The sequence below is a fragment of the Streptomyces sudanensis genome, from assembly GCF_023614315.1.
GTDB lineage: Bacteria > Actinomycetota > Actinomycetes > Streptomycetales > Streptomycetaceae > Streptomyces > Streptomyces sudanensis.
Genome location: NZ_CP095474.1, coordinates 919,123 through 936,234, shown reverse-complemented (window position 1 = coordinate 936,234; position 17,112 = coordinate 919,123). Strand labels below are relative to the sequence as shown.

Genomic DNA, 17,112 nt, shown 5'->3' with positions numbered 1-17,112 from the left:
CCCCCGGAGGCAGCAGATGGACACCCTGGTACTCCCCGCCCCCTGNCCNNCCCGCACGCCGNCCCCCGCACGGCGGACGGCCTGGCTGCGGGACGCCCTCGCGGCCGAACCCGACGACGGCAAGTCCCCCGCGCTGGACGGCGACACCCGCTGCGACGTGTGCGTGGTCGGCGGCGGCTACACCGGTCTGTGGACCGCCCTGGAGATCCTGCGGCGGGCCCCCGGCACCGACGTCGTGCTCATCGACGCCGACGTCTGCGGCGGCGGCGCCAGCGGCGCCAACGCCGGCTACCTGATGCCCATGTGGGCCCGCTTCAGCAGCCTGGTCGCCATCAGCGACCACGCCGAGGCGCGCCGGCTGGGCGAGGCGTCCCAGCGGGCCGTGGACGAGATCCTCGACTTCGTCGACGAGCACGGCATCGACGCCGAGTACCGGCGCGGCCCCTGGCTGTGGGCGGCGTCCTCCGAGGCCCAGCGGGGCGCCTGGAACACCACCCTGGAGGACCTCGCCCGGGCCGGGGTGGAGCCGCTGCGCGAGGTGAGCCCGGACCGGTCGCGCCGGGCGGTCGGCACCCCGTCCCACCACGGGGCGGTCGCCGACCCGCACTGCGCCACGCTGCAACCCGCCAAACTGGTGCGCGGAATGCGGCGGGTCGCCCTGGACCAGGGCGTACGCGTGCACGAGCACACCCCGCTGACCGCGCTGCGCCGGGAGAACGGCGCCACCCTGGCGGTGACCCGGCACGGCACGATCCGCGCCGACCGGGTGGTGCTGGCGATCAACGCCTGGGCGGGGCGGCTGGAGGAGCTGGCCGGACACATGGTCACCGTGGCCAGCGACACGGTCCTGACCGTTCCGGTGCCGGACCGGCTCGACGCGATCGGCTGGCGGGACGCCACCTCCGTGTGCGACGCCCGCAAGCGCCTCAACTACTACCGCACCACCCCCGACGGCCGGCTGGTGTTCGGCAAGGGCGGGGTGGGACTGGCCCCCGGCAACTCGGGCGCGGGCACCATGTGGGGCCGCGCCCTGCGCCCCGGCGAGGTGCGGCGCCAGTTCCTGCGGCTCTTCCCGGACCTGCGGGACGTGCCGGTGGACACGATGTGGACGGCGCCCGTCGAGTACGGGGTGACCTCGGTGCCGTTCGCCGGCTGGCTGCGCTCCGTGCCGGGCGTCTGCTACGCCACCGGCTACTCGGGCGACGGGGTGGGGCCCTCCCGGCTGATGGCCAAGGTGCTGGCCTCGCTGGTGCTGGGCACCGACGACGAGTGGTCCGGTTCGGCCCTCGCCCGGCCCCCGGCCGGGGCGATCCCCGGCGAGCCCCTGCGGTACGCCGGGTCCCGGACGGCCCTCGCGGCGCTGCGGGCGGTGGAGGAGCGGGAGGACCGGGGCGCGTTCGTCCCCGGCCCGGTCAAGCGGCTGGTGTCGGTCGACCCCTCCGCCTTCCGCCGCTGAGGCGGCGGTCCGGGCCCCGCCCGCTCCGGGCCGGGGTCCGGACCGCGTCCGGGCGGGAGGCGACTACTCGTTCGAGTAGCCCGACCGGACATAGCGCGACAAAGCGGGCGGGAGGCCCTCCCGTCGCCCGCGGCGCCCGGTTAGCGTGCGCGGGTGACGACCTCTCGGTACCGCTCGCCCGCCCCGCTGGTCCGGGGCTCGGGACCCGCCCTGCTCCTGGCGCACGGCGCCGGCAGCGACATACAGGACAGCTACGGCCCCGTCCTGGACGAACTCGCCCGGCGGCACACGGTCATCGGCCCCGACTACCCCGGCTCCGGCGACATCCCGCTCCCGGACGCCCCGCTGTCCCTGGACGCGCTGGCCGACCACGTGGTGGCGGCAGCCGTCGGGGCGGGCGCGGAGACCTTCGCCGTGTCGGGCTTCTCCATGGGGACGACCGTCGCCGTACGGGCGGCGACGCGGCACCCCGACCGGGTGACCGCCCTCGTCCTGTCCTCCGGGTTCGCCCGGCCCAACCCCCGGCTGCGCCTCGTCCTCGACGTGTGGCGGGCCCTGGGCCGGACGGACGACGGCCGCACCCTGGCGGCCTACCTCTCCCTGGTGGTCGGCGGCGCGAGCTGGCTGGACGAGCGCACCCCGGAGGAGGTGGAGGAGCAGCTCGCCCTCTTCGCGGCCGGGCTGCCGGCGGGGACGGACGAGCAGCTGGCGCTCTTCGAGACCATCGACGTGACGGGGGACCTGGCCGCGATCCGGGTGCCCACGCTGGTCGTCTCGCCGCTGGAGGACGTGCTCACCACCCCGGCGCACTCCCGCGAGCTGGCCGCCGGGATCCCCGGCGCCGAACTGGCCACCCTGGACTGCGGCCACGCCATCGCCCTGGAGCGGCCCGCCGAGTGGGCCTCGCTGATCACGGACTTCCTGGCGCGTGCCGTCCCCGACGGCGCCCGCCCGGTCCGGGACGCCGCGGGCGCCTAGCGCCGCGGCCGCCGAGCACCCCTGACCCCGGGACTCCCGGCCTCCGGCCCGGGTCCCGGTCCCCGACCCCGGCACCCCGGCGTTCCCGGCGCCGGGGTGCCGGNGTTCCCGCCGCGCACCGGGCGGCGCGGGGCCGCCCGGCGGGGTACCCGTCCGCCGGGCGAGCCGCGCCGCCGGGCACTGTCCGCCGGGCACCGCGCACCGGGCACCGCGCACCGGGCACCGCGCACCGGGCAGCCGGGCGCCTCACGCCGTCTGCCCGCCGGTCCGCCGGCCGGTTCGTACCGCCCGTCCGGGCTCGTGCCGCCCGTCCGGGCCTGTGCCGCCGGTCCTCCCGGCGCCGCCCGCCGACGTCCGTCCAACGCACCCGCCGTCGGCTCGTACCGCCCGTCCGGGCCCGTGCCGCCGGTTCTCCCGGCGCCGCCGGCCGCCCGCCGCCGGTCCGTCCGACGCACCCGCCGTCGGCCCGTACCGCCCGTCCGGGCCCGTGCCGCCGGTTCTCCCGGCGCCGCCCGCCGCCGGTCCGCCCGCCGTACGCCGCCGGCCCATCCGGCGGGGGGAGCCGCCGGACGGGCCGGTGGGGACGGGGTGGACGGGAGCCGTCAGCCGGTCAGGGGCCGCAGGTACCGGTCCAGGAGCGGGTCCGGCAGCAGCCGGGCCAGCACGGCCAGCCTGCGCACGTCGGCGCCCACCCGGTAGCGGGTGCGGGGCCTGGCCCCGGTGAGCGCGCGGGCGACCGCGCGGGCCATGTCCTCCGGGGTGGTCGGACTCTCCTGGGCACCCTGCTCGTTGGCGGCGAGGAACCGCTCGAACCGGGCCCGGTACAGCGCGGCCACCTCGCCGTCGGCGTGGCGCAGGGCCTCCCGGGCGACCTCCCCGACCTTGCCCCAGATCGGCGTCCTGATCGCGCCCGGCTGCACGACGCTCACCGACACGCCGAAGCCAGCCAGCTCGCGCCGCAGCACGTCGCTGAGCGCCTCCTTCGCGTACTGCGCCGCGGCGTACGCCCCCAGGTAGGGGAGCGCCACCGTGCCCAGCCCGGAGGTGACGTTGACGATCCGGCCCCGGGAGCGGCGCAGCTGCGGCAGGAACGCCTGGGTGACGGCGAGCTGGCCCACCACGTTGGTCTCCAGCTGCCAGCGCAGCCGGTCCGCCGGTACGCACTCCAGCGGGGCGGAGACGCACACCCCGGCGTTGTTGACCAGGCCCCACAGGGCCCCGCCGCCGTCCAGCAGCCCGGCGACGCGCTCGGCCGCCGCGCGGACGGACTCCGCGTCGGTGACGTCGATCCGCACCGGATCGACCCGGCCGTGCGCGGCCTCGGCGGCGAGGTCCTCGCCGTCGGCGTCCCGGCGCACCCCCGCGAACACCCGGAAGCCCAGCCGCTCCAGGTGGAGCGCGGTGGCCCGGCCCAGTCCGCTGGAGGCGCCGGTGACCAGCACCGCCCGCCCGTGCGGCACGACCGCGCCGGCCCGGGAGCCGGGCTTTGGGGCGGGCCGGGCGCCGCCGTCCGGCACCCGGGTGGCCGACGCGCCCGGGGCGGTCATCGGCCCGCCTCCGCCATCGCGCCGGCGACCGGTTCGGGCGTGAAGACGAGCGCCTGCTCCAGGACGGCGGTCAGCTTCCGGTCCGGCATGAAGCGGAAGTACGCGTCCCGCACCGGCCGGCGCACCGGGTTCTCCGCCTGCTCGAAGTCGCTGACCGCGCGGGAGGAGGCCACCATGGCCCGGGTGCGTTCGCGCCGCTCGTCCTCGTACGCCCGCAGCGCCGCCGGCACGTCCGCGGCGCCCCGCAGCCGGCGGGCGAGGACGACCGCGTCCTCGATCGCCATGCCCGAGCCCTGGCCCAGACTGGTGAGCATCGGGTGCGCGGCGTCGCCGAGGAGGGTGACCGGGCCGCGGCCCCACCGCTCCAGGAAGACCCGGTCGCGCGAGGGCACCGCCAGGATGTCCTTCTCGGGGGTGACGGCGATGGCCTGCTCGACCTCCTCGGCCCAGCCGGCGAACGCCCGCGCCACCTCGTCCTTGCCGCCCTGCCAGTTGTGGGAGCGCGCGGTCGGCATGTTCTTCGTGCCCCACCAGTAGAGGAGCCCGTCGCCCATGTCGACCAGGCCGAAGCGCTGGCCGCTGCCCCAGTAGTGGGTGACCGAGCCGGGGGTGAAGCGCGGGTGGCTGAAGGGCGTCAGGGCCAGCCAGACGATGTAGCCGCTGTCCCGGGAGTGCTCGGGACCCACCAGGTGCCGGCGGATCGCGGACTGGAAGCCGTCGGCCCCGATCAGCACGTCGCCCCGGGCCTCCCGGCCGTCGGTGAACCGGACGGTCACCGTGCCGGTGGCGGGGTCCGTGACGAAGTCCCGGGCGACGGAGCCCAGGGTGAGGGGGATCCCCTCGGTCGCCTCCAGCAGCGCCTGCTGGAGCGCGGAACGGGTGATCAGGACGCTCGGCACCCCCAGCCGGCGGATGATCGCCGGGAAGGGGAACTCCCTGATCAGCCGGCCGCGGGCGGTGCGCACGTGGTACGACTCCAGGACCTGTCCGCGCTTCTCCAGGCCCAGGTCGAGCCCGATGGACCGCAGCGCCCCGATGGCGTTGCTCATCACCGACAGGCCCGAACCGGCCGCCCGCAGTTCCGTGGCGCGCTCGTGGATCTCGACGTCCCAGCCCGCGTCCCGCAGGGCGGCGGCGGCGGTCAGCCCGCCGATGCCGGCCCCCACGACGAGTGCCTTGCGCCTGCTCATGCCGCTTCCCCCGCTCATCTCATTCCTCCCCGATCAGGTCGGTGACGACCTTGACGACGTGCGCGATGTGCGGCTCTTCCATGATCGTCAGATGGTCGCCGGGCACGTCGATCACCGTCAGCTCGCCGCTGGTGCGCTCGCTCCAGCCGTTGGTGGGGTCGCGGTGCATGGACTGGATGGCGGTGTGCATCGTGTCCAGCACCTCCGGCAGCGGCTCGCTGGCGTGGATCAGGACCATGTCCTGCTCCACCACGTCGGGCCGGTAGGCGAACGCCGCCCGCCAGTTGGCCTCGTACACCTGGAACAGCCGGTGGACGACCGCCCCGGTGGCGCCGGCCGGCAGCACCCCCTCGTCCACCGCGAGCTGGGCGATGAACTCGAACTTCTCGTCCAGCGTGGTCAGTTCCGCGGGGATCACCTCCTCCGGCGAGTCGCCGCCGCGCCGCAGCCACAGCAGCTCCCAGAAGAACCAACTCAGCAGCGCGTCGTCGCTGGTGCGCAGCCGGCGCCCCGGGTTGAGGGCGGTGGTGTCCAGCAGCACCAGCCGCCGCACCTCCTGGCCCTGGGCCCGGAGCTGCCGGGCCATCTCGAAGGCCACGAAGCCGCCGAAGGACCAGCCGCCGATCAGGTACGGCCCCTCCGGCTGCACCTCGCGGATGCGCGCCACGTAGCTCGCCGCGATCTCCGGGACGCTGCGCAGCGGCTCGGTGCCCGCGTCCACGCCCGCCGCCTGGAGGGCGTAGAAGGGCCGGTCGTCGGGGAGGTGGGCGGCGAACCGCACGTAGCACAGGACGTTGCCGCCCATCGGGTGGACGAAGAACAGCGGGCGCCGGTCGCCCCCCGTCCGGATCGGCACCAGCGGGTCGAACGCGGCCACCGCGCCGCCGCCCCGCAACCTGGCCGCCAGCTCCGCGACCGTGGGGGCGGCGACGAACTCCGAGAGCGGCACGGCCGTCCCGTAGCGCTGCTCGATCAGCACCACCAGCCGCATCGCGGTCAGCGAGGTGGCGCCGAGGTCGAAGATGTTGTCGTGCACGCCCAGTTCGGGCACGCCCAGCAACTCGCGCAGGATCTCGGTGAGCGCCTTCTCGTAGGCGTCGCGGGGTGCCGTGGTGTCGCCGGCGCCGGTCGCGGCGGTGAGCGGGAGCTCCCGCAGGGTCTTGTCGTCGCGCTTGCCGCTGGGGGTGAGGGGCAGCGCCTCGACCCACTGGAAGTGCGAGGGGACCAGGTAGTCCGGCAGCACCGAGCGGAGCTGCTTGACCAGTTGCGGCAGGTCGGTCCGGTCGGGGTCGCCGACCAGGAAGGCGGCGAGGAACGAATCGTTGCCCTCGCGGCGCCGGGCGACCACCGCCGCCTCGGCCAGCCCCGGGTGGTCCGCGGCGAGCCGGATGATGGCCAGCTCCACCTCGGCCGGCTCCACCCGGTAGCCGCGCACCTTCACCTGCGAGTCGGACCGCCCGGTGCACACCACCGAGCCGTCCGGCAGGACGTAGCCGAGGTCGCCGGTGCGGTAGAGCCGCTCGCCGGGGGCGCCGCCGGGCCGGGGCACGAACCGCTCGTCGGTGAGGTCCGGGCGGCCCGCGTAGCCGAGGGCCAGGCACACCCCGCCGAGGTGGATCTCGCCGGTGACCCCGGGCGGCACCGGGCGCATCCGCGCGTCCAGCACCAGCACCTCGGCCCCGTCGATCGGCGTGCCGATCGGCGGCAGCGGCGGGAAGGCCGCCGGGTCGCCGGTCATGGTGTGGCGGGTCACCACGTGGGACTCGGTGGGCCCGTACTGGTTCTCCAGGATCACCCCGGGCAGCGCGGCGCACAGGGCGCGGATCTCGTCGGTGATCCGCAGCTGCTCGCCGGAGGAGATGATCGCCTTGAGCGAGCCGGGAACGGCCCCCAGCGCGTGGGCCGTCTCGGCGAACTGCTGGAGGGCGACGTACGGCAGGTAGAGCCGCTCCACCCGCTCCCGGTCGAGCAGCCGCAGCAGGGCGGGCATGTCGCGGCGCTGCTCCTCGGAGAGCAGCAGCAGGGTGCCGCCGCCGCACAGGGTGGAGAAGATCTCCTGGAACGACACGTCGAAGCTCATCGGCGCGTACTGGGCGGTGACGCCGCCGACGACGCCGCTGGGCTCGTCGTTCTGCCACGCGACCAGGTTGGCCAGGGCGCGGTGCGGCATCTCCACGCCCTTGGGCGCGCCGGTGGAGCCGGAGGTGAACAGCAGGTACGCCACGGACTCCGGGTCCAGGGCGGCCGGCAGCCCGCCCTCGGGGGCGCCGTCCCCCGCGGCGGGGTCGAGCAGGGCGGCGGCCCGGACCACCGGGGTGCCGTGGGCGGCGGCGAGCCCGCGGGCCGTGTGGGCGGCGTCGGCCTCGTCGGCGGCGTGGGTGACCACGGCCACCGGGCGGGCCTGGTCCAGCATGGCCGCGATCCGCTCGCGCGGGTAGGAGGTGTCCAGCGGCACGGTGGCGGCGCCCGCCTTCAGCACGCCGAGGAGCACCGCGACCGCCTCCGGGGAGCGCTCCATGGCGACGCCCACCCGGGTGCCGGGTCCGGCGCCGAGCCCGGCCAGCCGCCGGGCGGCCCGGTCGGCCGCGTCCGCCAGCTCGGCGTACGTCCACCGCCGGTCGCCGTGGACCAGCGCGACCGCGTCGGGGACGAGTCCGGCCCGCTCCTCGAAGGCGCGCACCACGTCGGGCACGGGCCGGGCCTGCGGCGCGGGCGCGACGGGCCGCGCCAGGAAGCCGAAGTCCAGCGGTTCGGACGGGTGGCGGACGATCCGCTCCAGGATGCCGGTGAAGGCGTTGCCGTACAGGTCGGCCTGGCCGGGGGTGAACAGCCGGCCCTGGTAGTCCATGCGCAGCCAGATCCCCTCGCCGTCGGGTTCGGTCACGGCGTTGACCAGCAGCGCGAAGTTGGTCTCCTCCCAGGTGCGGAAGCCCAGCGAGCCGATGCCGGGCAGGGCGAACACCTCGGCGAGCTGGTGGAAGTGGATGTAGTTGAACGCGGTGTCCAGGACGCCGTGGCCGACCTCCTCCTGGATGGCGCTGAGCGGGTAGCGGCGGTACGGGTGGGTCTCCTGCTCCTGGCGGAACGCCTCCCGCACGGCGCCGAGCCAGCTGTCCGGGGTGCCGGTCACCCGGACCGGCACGGTGTTGAGGAAGAGCCCGGCGGCCCGCTCGGCGCCCTCCCGCTCCGGCCGGCCGTGCGTGACCAGGCCGGTGACCACGTCGTCCTGGCCGGAGAACAGCCGCAGGGTCAGCAGGTGGGCGGCGAACAGCACGGACTTCACCGGCACGGTGTGCGCGCGGGAGAACTCCCGCACGGCGCCGGTGAGCGCGGCGGGCAGGTCCACGCGGCGGGTGATCTGCTCGCCGGTGCCGGGCGCCTCGTGCGGCCGGAAGCCGGCCGGCTGGAGCTGGGGCGCCCCGGCGAGGTAGGCGGTCCAGTGCTCCCGGGCCTCGGCCGACTCCAGTGCCCGCCGTTCGGCGAGCACGTGGTGGGCGGCCATCGCGACCGGGGCGTCCGGGACGGCGCCGATCGGCTCGCCCAGCAGGTGCGCGTAGTCCTGGAGGAGTTCGCGCATCAGGGTGGCGACGCTGCCGCCGTCCAGGATGGCGTGGTGGAAGCTGAGCACCAGCTCCACGCTCCGCGGCAGCACGTGGACGCGCAGGTGGTGCAGCGGGGCGCGCTCGAAGACGTACCGGTGCCGGCGGCGCTCCTCGACGTGCGCCGCGATGGCCTCCTCGGCCTCCTCCTCCGGGACGGCCCGCAGGTCCACGATGTCCAGGGCGCCCTCCACCACGGCGTCCACGATCTGCAGCGGCTCGGAGCGGCCGCCGACGTCGAAGGAGGAGCGCAGCGCCGGGTGGCGGGCGACCAGCAGCCGGTGGGCGGCGGTGAACGCCTCGGCGTCCCAGGTGGCGAGGGCGAGGCTGTAGCGGAAGACGTCGCGGTAGACGCCCGAGTCGGGCTCGACCCGGCTGTGGAAGAGCAGCCCCAGCTGGAGCCGGTTGGCGGGCCAGGCGTCCTGGCGGCCCTCCAGCCGCGCCCGGTCCACGCCGGAGACCAGGGCGAACGGCTCCGGGTCCGCCTCCTCCGGGGTGGTGTCGCGGGTGGTGAGCGGCGCCAGCCCGGCGACGGTGGGGTTGCGCACCAGGTCGCTGAGGTCGAAGCGGTACCCGCGCCGCTCGGCCAGGGCGCGGACCCGCAGCATCAGGATGGAGTCGCCGCCGAGGCCGAAGTAGTCGTCGTGGATCCCGACCCGCTCCGTCCCCAGGACCTCGGCCCAGACGGCGGCCAGGGCGGCCTCGACGTCGTCGCGGGGTTCGGCGTACGCCTGCCGGCCCGCCGCCGCGGGGGCCGGCAGGGCGCGCCGGTTGGCCTTGCCGTTGGGCGTGAGCGGTACGGCGGCGATGCGTACGAAGACCGCCGGGATCATGAACTCCGGCAGGGTGCGGGAGAGGTCGGAGCGGAGCGCCACCGGGTCGCGCTCCTCGTCCGCCACGTAGTAGCCCACCAGCCGGGTGCCGAGGTCCGCGTCGTGGTGGTCCACCACCACCGCGTCGCGGACGCCGGGCAGGGACGCCAGGGCGTTCTGCACCTCGCCCAGCTCGACCCGGTTGCCCCGGATCTTGACCTGGCCGTCGATCCGGCCCAGGTACTCGACCTCGCCGTCGGCGAGGAGCCGGGCGAGGTCGCCGGTGCGGTACAGCCGGCCGCCGGGGGCGAACGGGTCGTCGGTGAACTTCTCCGCGGTCAGCTCCGGCCGCTCCAGGTAGCCGCGCGCCACCTGGACGCCGCCGATGCACAGCTCCCCGGGCACCCCCACGGGCTGCGGCTCGCCGTACGGGTCCAGCACGCGCAGCGCGGTGTTGGCGACCGGCCGGCCGATCGGCACCCGCCGCACCCGCTGCCCGGGGACGACGGGGCAGTCGTGGTACGAGACGTCCACGGTGGCCTCGGTGGGGCCGTACAGGTTGGTCAGCGCCGGGGCGACGGGCAGGCCGCCCAGCACCCGGGCGAACTGCTCGACCCGGGCGGCCGGCAGCGCCTCGCCGCTGCAGAACACCTGCCGCAGGCTCGCCGCCCGCGCCACCAGCGCCGGCTCCGCCTCCAGCAGGTCCAGGAACGGGCCCAGCATGGACGGCACGAAGTGCAGCACGCTCACCCGGCGCTCGGCGATGGTGTCCAGCAGCGTCCGGGGGTCGCGCTCCCCGCCCACCGGGAGCAGCGCCAGCGAGGCGCCCTCCACCGCCCACCAGAACAGCTCCCACACCGACACGTCGAAGGAGATCGGGGTCTTCTGGAGCAGCGTGTCGTCGGCGCCGACCGGGTACCGCTCCTGCATCCACGCCAGCCGGTTGACCACCGAGTGGTGCTCGACCATGACGCCCTTGGGCCGCCCGGTGGAGCCGGAGGTGTAGATGACGTACGCCAGGTCCCGGGGCCCGGCCGCCGGTTCCGGGCGGTCGGCGGGCCCCTCGGCCACCAGCCGGTCCACGTCGAGCACGGGCACCCCGGCCGGGACGTCCGGCGCGGCGGCCGCCGGGCCGGTGAGCACGGCCCGGGCCCGGCTGTCCCGCAGCAGGAAGGCGATCCGCTCGGCGGGGTAACCGGGGTCGACGGGCACGTAGGCGGCCCCCGACTTCAGCACCCCGAGCAGCGCGGGCACGGTCAGCGGCCCGCGCTCCAGCAGCACGGCCACCCGGTCGCCGACGGCGACCCCCTCGGCCCGCAGCGCGTGCGCGACCCGGTTGGCGCGGGCCTCCAGCTCGGCGAAGGTCAGCGCGGTGCCGTCGGCGGCGACCACGGCCGTCCGGTCGGGGGTGCGCGCGGCCTGCTCCTCGACCAGCCCGTGCAGGGTGGCCTCGGAGCGGTACGCCGTCGCCGGGCCCTGCTGGAGCCCGGCGATCTCCCGCCGCTCGTCCCCGGTGAGGACCGGCAGGGCCAGGGCGGGCCGCTCGGGCTCGTCCAGCCCGGCCCGGACCAGGGTCAGCAGGTGGCCGGCGACCGCCTCGATCGGGAAGTCGGCGTCGAAGACGTCCGTCGCGTAGTCCAGTTCGACCCGCAGGTCGGCGTCGTCGTCGAACGCCTGGATCAGCACGGACAGCGCGTCCTGCTCGTGGACCGGGGCCGTGATCACCGTGTCCCGCTCCGCGCCCTTCGGCACCTCGGGGCGCGGGTAGCGCAGGTACGACAGGACCACGTCGAAGAGCTGCCGGGAGCCCACCGCGTCCGCCGGCAGGTCGCGCAGCACGTCGCCGAGGGCCAGCCGCTCGTGCTCCCGCGCCGCGCCCACCCGCTCGCGGACCAGGGCGGCCAGCTCCCGCAGGGTGGCGTGCTGCGCCACCGGCACCCGCAGCGGCAGGTTGTTGGCGAACTGGCCGGCCGTGGCGCGCTCGCCGTCGTCCGCCCGGTTCAGGAACGGCACGCCGAGGACGACCTCCTCCGAGCGGTGCACCCGCGCCAGGTACACGGCGAAGACGGCGGTCAGGTACGCGAAGGGGGACGAGCCGCCCGCGCGGATGCGGGCGACCAGGTCGCCGCCGAGGGTGAAGCCGTGGTGCCCGCGCCGCGCCGTGTCCGCGGCCGCCCGGTCGGGGTGGCGCTGGAAGAGCACCGGCGCCACCCCGTCGAGCGCGGCCCGGTGGAACGCCCGCGCCGCCTCCCGCTCCGGCGACCCCCGGTACGCCTCGTCGACGGCGACGAAGTCGCGGTACGAGGGCGCCCGACCGGGCGCCTCGGCGCCCGCCGCCCCCGCGGTCAGCCGGGCGTACTCCGCCCAGGCGTCCCGGCTGACCTCGTTGAGGGTCCACGCGTCGACGACCAGGTGGTGCGCGTTGAGGTGGAGGTGCAGCACCTCCGCGCTCTCCCGCACCACCGCCGCGCGGAACAGCGGGGCGCCGAGCAGCGGGAACGGCCGGGTGAAGGAGTCCTCCCGCCACGCCTCCCAGGCCCGTTCCGGTTCCGCCTCCCCGGACAGGTCCACCCAGGCCACCGCGGGGCCGGAGCCGTCGAGCGGGTCGTCGGTCAGCCACTGGTACGGGACGCCGTCCCGCTCGCCGAACCGCAGCCGGAAGGCGTCGTGCCGGGCCAGCGCACGGCCTAACGCCGTACGCAGCGCGGCGGCGTCCACCGCACCGGTGGTCCTCTCGTCGATCACGACGTTGAACTGGGGGCTGTTCGGTGTCTGGGATTCTGCCGCCCAGATGTCGCGCTGGTACGAGGTGAGGGGGAATTCTCGGCGCGCAGCCACAGTGGATCCTTCCGTATTTCACGCGGGTGAAAAGGTGCACAGAGGGCGGAATTCATAAGCCTGCAACCGGAAATGGAACTGCGGAATCACGATATGCTGCGGGTCGGTGCCCGGCCACTGCCTGCATGAGTAGGCCCCCCTACCTGTTCGAGTAGGGGGCGGGCGGCGCGGTTGCCGATTCGGCTGCTCCCGTGGAAAGGACCCGTCCGCCACCGGCTGCGGTTCCATGAGATTTAACCGGCCCGCCCACCGCGGGTCGCCTCTCCGTGGGCTCCCGGGGGAAACGCTCCGGTACGGAATTCCGAATTACTCGCGCGGGAAATGCCCGCGGGGCGCCGGCGGAGGCGGTCCCTTTCGCCCCCGGCGCCGCTGGGCGGCCGTCGCGCCCCCTCCCGGGCCGCCGGCCGCGCACCGGATCCGGGAGCGGCCACCGGCCCCGGACCGGCCACCGATCCGGGAGCGACCGCGGGCCCCGCGCACTTGCGAGCACCGGGGACCCGGTGCTCGGAGTGCGCGGGGGACGTGAGGCACAATCGGCCCCATGACAAGCCCTGAGCAGCCCGGACAGCCCGGGACACCGTCCGAGCCCGCCTACGCCGACCGCTCCTACCGGTCGCCGATGGCCATGGCGGGCGGAGTGCTGATGCTCGGCATCGGCCTGTGGATGGGCGGCGACGCCCTGCTGCGCGGGGACGGCCGCACGCCCTGGACGGCGGCGGCCGGCCTGCTGCTGGGCGTTCCGCTGGTGATCGCCTTCACCTTCCGGCCCGCGGTCTTCGCCGGCGACGACCGGATGCGCGTCCGCAACCCGTTCCGCACCATCGTCCTGCCCTGGGCCGCCGTGGCGACGGTGCGGGCGACGTACTCGACCGAGGTCGTGACCCAGTCCGGCGACACGTACCAGATGTGGGCCGTGCCCGTCTCGATGCGGCAGCGCAAGCGCGCCGCGCGCGGCGGCGACGGAACCCCCGCCGGCACCGAGAACACCGTGCGGGAGCTGCGGGAGCTCGCCGAGCGGAAGGCCGCCCGCCCCACCGCCCAGGGCGAGCCCGAGGTCCGGTGGGCGTACGAGGTCATCGTGCCCGCCCTGCTCGGCCTGGCCGCCCTGGTGGTCCTGCTCGCCACCGGGTGAGCGGCCGGGCCCCGGACCTCGGGCCCCCGGCCCCCGCGGACGGATCGGGCGCCGACCGCCCGCCGGGACGCCGGNCCCCNGGCGCCCCGNCCCCGCGGGTCAGATGCCCGCGGCCCGCGCCAGGTCGTGCTTGAGGGAGCCGAGCGTCCGGGCCGCCCGCTCCCGCGCGTCCGGCAGGGCCCCGGCGTCCGGGACCGGGACGACGACCTCCAGGTAGCACTTCAGCTTGGGCTCCGTCCCGCTCGGGCGGACGACGACCCGCGCCTCGTACGCGCCCTCCAGGCGGTACCGCAGCCCGTCCGTCGCGGGCAGGTCGCCCGCGCCCAGCGCCAGGTCCTCCGCGCGCGTCACCGCCAGCCCCGCCAGCTCCGACGGCGGTGCCTGCCGCAGCCGGCGCATCGCGTCGGTGATCACGCTCAGGTCCCGGACGCGCACCGACAACTGGTCCGTGGCGTGCAGGCCGTGCTCCACCGCCAGGTCGTCCAGCAGGTCCGACAGCGTCCGGCCCCGCTCCTTCAGCTCCGACGCCAGCTCCGCGACGAGCAGCGCCGCCGTGATGCCGTCCTTGTCGCGGACGCCCTCCGGGTCGACGCAGTAGCCGAGCGCCTCCTCGTAGCCGTACCGCAGGCCCTCGACGCGGGCGATCCACTTGAAGCCCGTCAGCGTCTCCGCGTACCCCACCCCGGCCGCCGCCGCGATCCGGCCGAGCAGCGACGAGGACACGATCGACTCCGCGAACACGCCCGTCGCGCCCTTGCGCACCAGGTGCGCCGCGAGCAGCGCGCCCACCTCGTCACCGCGCAGCATCCGCCACCCGGCCGCGGCCGTCGCGTCCGGCACGGCCACCGCGCAGCGGTCCGCGTCCGGGTCGTTGGCGATCACGATGTCCGGGCCGGCCTCCCGCGCCCTCGCGAAGGCCAGGTCCATCGCGCCCGGCTCCTCCGGGTTGGGGAACGCCACCGTCGGGAAGTCCGGGTCCGGCTCCGCCTGCTCCTCGACCGGCACCGGCGCGGGGAAGCCCGCCCGCGCGAACGCCGCCCGCACCACCTCCCCGCCGACGCCGTGCATCGCCGTGTACACGACCCGCGCCGTACGCGGCGTGCCCGGCGTCAGCACCCGGTCCGTACGCGCCAGGTACGCCTCCAGCACCTCGTCGCCCAGGACCTCCCAGCCGCCCTCCGCCCGCTCCACGTCCGCCAGCGACCGCACCGCGGCGATCCTCGCGGCGATCTCCGCGTCCGCCGGCGGGACGATCTGCGACCCGTCGCCCAGGTACACCTTGTAGCCGTTGTCGCGGGGCGGGTTGTGGCTGGCGGTCACCTCGACGCCGGCGACCGCGCCCAGGTGCCTCGTGGCGTACGCGAGGACGGGCGTCGGCAGCGGGCGCGGCAGCAGCGCCGCCCGCAGCCCCGCGGCGACCATCACGGCGGCCGTGTCCCGGGCGAAGTCGGCCGACTTGTGGCGGGCGTCGTACCCGATCACCACCGGGCCGTCCGTCAGGTCCTTCGCCCTCAGGTACGCCGCCAGGCCCGCCGCGGCCCGGATGACCACCGAGCGGTTCATCCGCATGGGCCCCGCGCCCAGCTCGCCGCGCAGCCCGGCGGTGCCGAACTGGAGCGTGCCGGAGAAGCGGGCGGCGAGCTCGCCGACGTCCCCGTCCGCGAGGAGCCGCGCCAGCTCGCCGCGGGTCTCCTCGTCGGGGTCCTCGGCCAGCCACGCCTGTGCCTGCGCGATGAGGTCCTGCCGGTCCTGCCGGTCCTGCCGCGGGTCGTGCTCCACGGGGTCTGCCTCCCTGGTGTCGTCGTACGCGGTCCCGGGGCCGGCGGCGGTGCCGTACGCGCCGCGCGCCCCNGGNCGGNCGNCGNCNGNNCCNCGCCCGCCGCGGCCGGGCCGGTCCCCGGACGGGGCGGCCCGGCCGCGGCGGGCCGGATCAGATGCGCTCCAGCACGCGCGTGAGCAGCTCGCCCATCCGCGCGGCCGAGTCGCGGCCCGCCCGGAGCACCTCCTCGTGGTTGAGCGGCTCACCCGAAAGGCCCGCGGCCAGGTTGGTGACGAGGGAGATGCCGAGGACCTCCGCGCCCGCCTCGCGCGCCGCGATGGCCTCCAGGACCGTGGACATGCCGACCAGGTCGCCGCCGAGGACGCGGACCATGGCGATCTCGGCCGGAGTCTCGTAGTGCGGGCCGGGGAACTGGACGTAGACGCCCTCCTCCAGGGACGGGTCCACCTCCTTGCACAGGGCGCGCAGCCGCGGCGAGTACAGGTCGGTCAGGTCGACGAAGTTCGCCCCCTCGATGGGGGAGGCCGCCGTCAGGTTGATGTGGTCGCTGATCAGGACCGGCTGGCCGGGGCGCATGCCCTTGCGCAGGCCGCCGCAGCCGTTGGTGAGGACCACGGTCCCGCAGCCCGCCGCGACGGCGGTGCGCACGCCGTGGGCGACGGCGGCGACGCCGCGGCCCTCGTAGAAGTGCGTGCGGCCGAGGAAGACCAGGGCGCGCTTGCCGCCCACGCGGTACGAGCGGACCCGGCCGCCGTGCCCCTCGACGGCCGGCGGGGGGAAGCCCGGGAGTTCGGTGACCGGGAACTCGGCCTCCGGGGCGCCGAGCGCGTCGGCGGCCGGGGCCCAGCCGGAGCCCATCACGAGGGCGACGTGGTGCTTCTCGGCGCCCGTCAGCTCGCGCAGGCGCGCGGCGGCGCGCCGGGCGGCGGGCAGGGGACCGTCCCGCAGGGGGTCCTGGGTAACAGATGCGTTCACGCCGACGAGGGTAACCCGTCCGGGCCTACGCGCGTAGATGGCAGGGCTCGCGGTGTCCGCGCCACCGCCCGGCGGTTTCGGCGGCCGGCGGTCAGCAGGGGCGCTTGCGCAGTTCCATCACGTAGTCGTGGGGGGCGCCGGCCGACTCGGCGGCGTCGGCGATCTCCCCCAGGTAGCGGGCGGAGGGGAGGCCCCCCTCGTAGCCGTTGAGGACGTACGCCCAGGCGGGCTCCTCGCCGTCCAGGGTGTGCACCCGGATCCGCATGCGCCGGTAGACGTCGAGGCCGACGCCCTCCCAGCGGTCCATCGAGTCCTCGTCCATGGGGGCGATGTCGTACAGGGCGACGAAGACCTGTGAGCGGGGGGCCTCCACGATCGTGGCGAGCGCTCCCTCCCAGCCCATCTGCTCCCCGCCGAACGTCAGCCGCCAGCCGTTCAGCCAGCCCGTGCCGCGCAGCGGCGAGTGCGGGGCGCGGCGCGTCATCAGCCGCGCGTCGAGGTTGCCGGCGTACGCGGCGTAGAGCGACATGGCTCCGAGGGTACGGGAGGGTCCGCCTCCCGTGCCTGCTGACCTCGCATCCGGTGCCCCGCCCCCGGAAACCGGGCGCGCCCTCCCCGGGCCCGGACCCCGCCCGGCGGATCCGGGAGGCGCTCCCCCGTGCCGGAGGCCCTCGTTCCGGGCTCCCGTCGAGCTCCCGTCGAGCTCCCGCTCGGGCTTCCGCTCCGGCTTCCGCTCCGGCTTCCGCTCGGGCTTCCGCTTGGGCTCCCGCTCCGGCTCCCGGACGCGCCTTCCCCGCGCCCGGCC

Annotated in this window: 9 protein-coding genes; 3 read left to right on the top strand and 6 right to left on the bottom strand. The window is 76.2% G+C overall.

Features of this window, described 5'->3' with window-relative positions; translation table 11 throughout:
• Positions 1–157: 157 nt before the first annotated feature.
• Both MW084_RS04150 and MW084_RS04145 read left to right on the top strand, forming a co-directional pair.
• Entirely contained in the window at positions 158–1,456 is a 1,299-nt protein-coding gene (locus MW084_RS04150) for an NAD(P)/FAD-dependent oxidoreductase (protein ID WP_338057711.1), read from the top strand.
• 153 nt (positions 1,457–1,609) lie between these two features.
• Positions 1,610–2,434 carry an alpha/beta fold hydrolase gene (locus MW084_RS04145; RefSeq protein WP_010468317.1) on the top strand — a complete coding sequence of 275 codons (825 nt, stop codon included), beginning with the start codon at positions 1,610–1,612 and terminating at the stop codon, positions 2,432–2,434.
• A 602-nt stretch (positions 2,435–3,036) separates the two neighbouring features.
• On the opposite strand, the gene MW084_RS04140 is transcribed toward MW084_RS04145, so the two are convergent.
• From MW084_RS04140 to MW084_RS04130, 3 genes are read right to left on the bottom strand one after another with little or no spacing between them, the layout of a single operon-like run.
• On the bottom strand, positions 3,037–3,981 hold the full coding sequence (locus MW084_RS04140) for an SDR family oxidoreductase (RefSeq protein WP_010468316.1): 945 nt from the start codon (positions 3,979–3,981) through the stop codon (positions 3,037–3,039).
• On the bottom strand, positions 3,978–5,171 hold the full coding sequence (locus MW084_RS04135) for an FAD-dependent monooxygenase (RefSeq protein ID WP_010468315.1): 1,194 nt from the start codon (positions 5,169–5,171) through the stop codon (positions 3,978–3,980). The genes MW084_RS04140 and MW084_RS04135 overlap by 4 nt, the downstream gene beginning before the upstream one ends.
• Before the next feature lie 19 nt (positions 5,172–5,190).
• Positions 5,191–12,420 (bottom strand): amino acid adenylation domain-containing protein, encoded by a 7,230-nt coding sequence (locus MW084_RS04130; protein ID WP_029553266.1) that lies wholly within the window; start codon positions 12,418–12,420, stop codon positions 5,191–5,193.
• Positions 12,421–12,961: 541 nt separating this feature from the next.
• Between MW084_RS04130 and MW084_RS04125 the strand changes: the two genes are divergently transcribed.
• A complete protein-coding gene (locus MW084_RS04125; protein WP_029553265.1) occupies positions 12,962–13,552 on the top strand; it encodes a PH domain-containing protein in 591 nt (196 codons plus the stop codon).
• Between the two features lie 99 nt (positions 13,553–13,651).
• Here MW084_RS04125 and MW084_RS04120 read toward each other — a convergent pair whose 3' ends face one another.
• The 3 genes from MW084_RS04120 to MW084_RS04110 form a co-directional block, all read right to left on the bottom strand.
• Positions 13,652–15,331 carry a phospho-sugar mutase gene (locus MW084_RS04120; RefSeq protein WP_050986710.1) on the bottom strand — a complete coding sequence of 560 codons (1,680 nt, stop codon included), beginning with the start codon at positions 15,329–15,331 and terminating at the stop codon, positions 13,652–13,654.
• Between the two features lie 151 nt (positions 15,332–15,482).
• A complete protein-coding gene (locus MW084_RS04115; protein ID WP_010475654.1) occupies positions 15,483–16,307 on the bottom strand; it encodes a purine-nucleoside phosphorylase in 825 nt (274 codons plus the stop codon).
• A 91-nt stretch (positions 16,308–16,398) separates the two neighbouring features.
• Positions 16,399–16,836: a gamma-glutamylcyclotransferase family protein gene (locus MW084_RS04110; protein ID WP_010475653.1), complete on the bottom strand. Its 438-nt coding sequence runs from the start codon at positions 16,834–16,836 to the stop codon at positions 16,399–16,401.
• Positions 16,837–17,112 lie beyond the last annotated feature (276 nt).

What these genes read in the sequence shown, in the direction of transcription:
- MW084_RS04140 (WP_010468316.1), bottom strand. Translation starts at nt 3,981, where the DNA reads ATGACCGCCCCGGGCGCGTCGGCCACCCGGGTGCCGGACGGCGGCGCC.
- MW084_RS04135 (WP_010468315.1), bottom strand. Translation starts at nt 5,171, where the DNA reads ATGAGCAGGCGCAAGGCACTCGTCGTGGGGGCCGGCATCGGCGGGCTG.
- MW084_RS04125 (WP_029553265.1), top strand. Translation starts at nt 12,962, where the DNA reads ATGACAAGCCCTGAGCAGCCCGGACAGCCCGGGACACCGTCCGAGCCC.
- MW084_RS04110 (WP_010475653.1), bottom strand. Translation starts at nt 16,836, where the DNA reads ATGTCGCTCTACGCCGCGTACGCCGGCAACCTCGACGCGCGGCTGATG.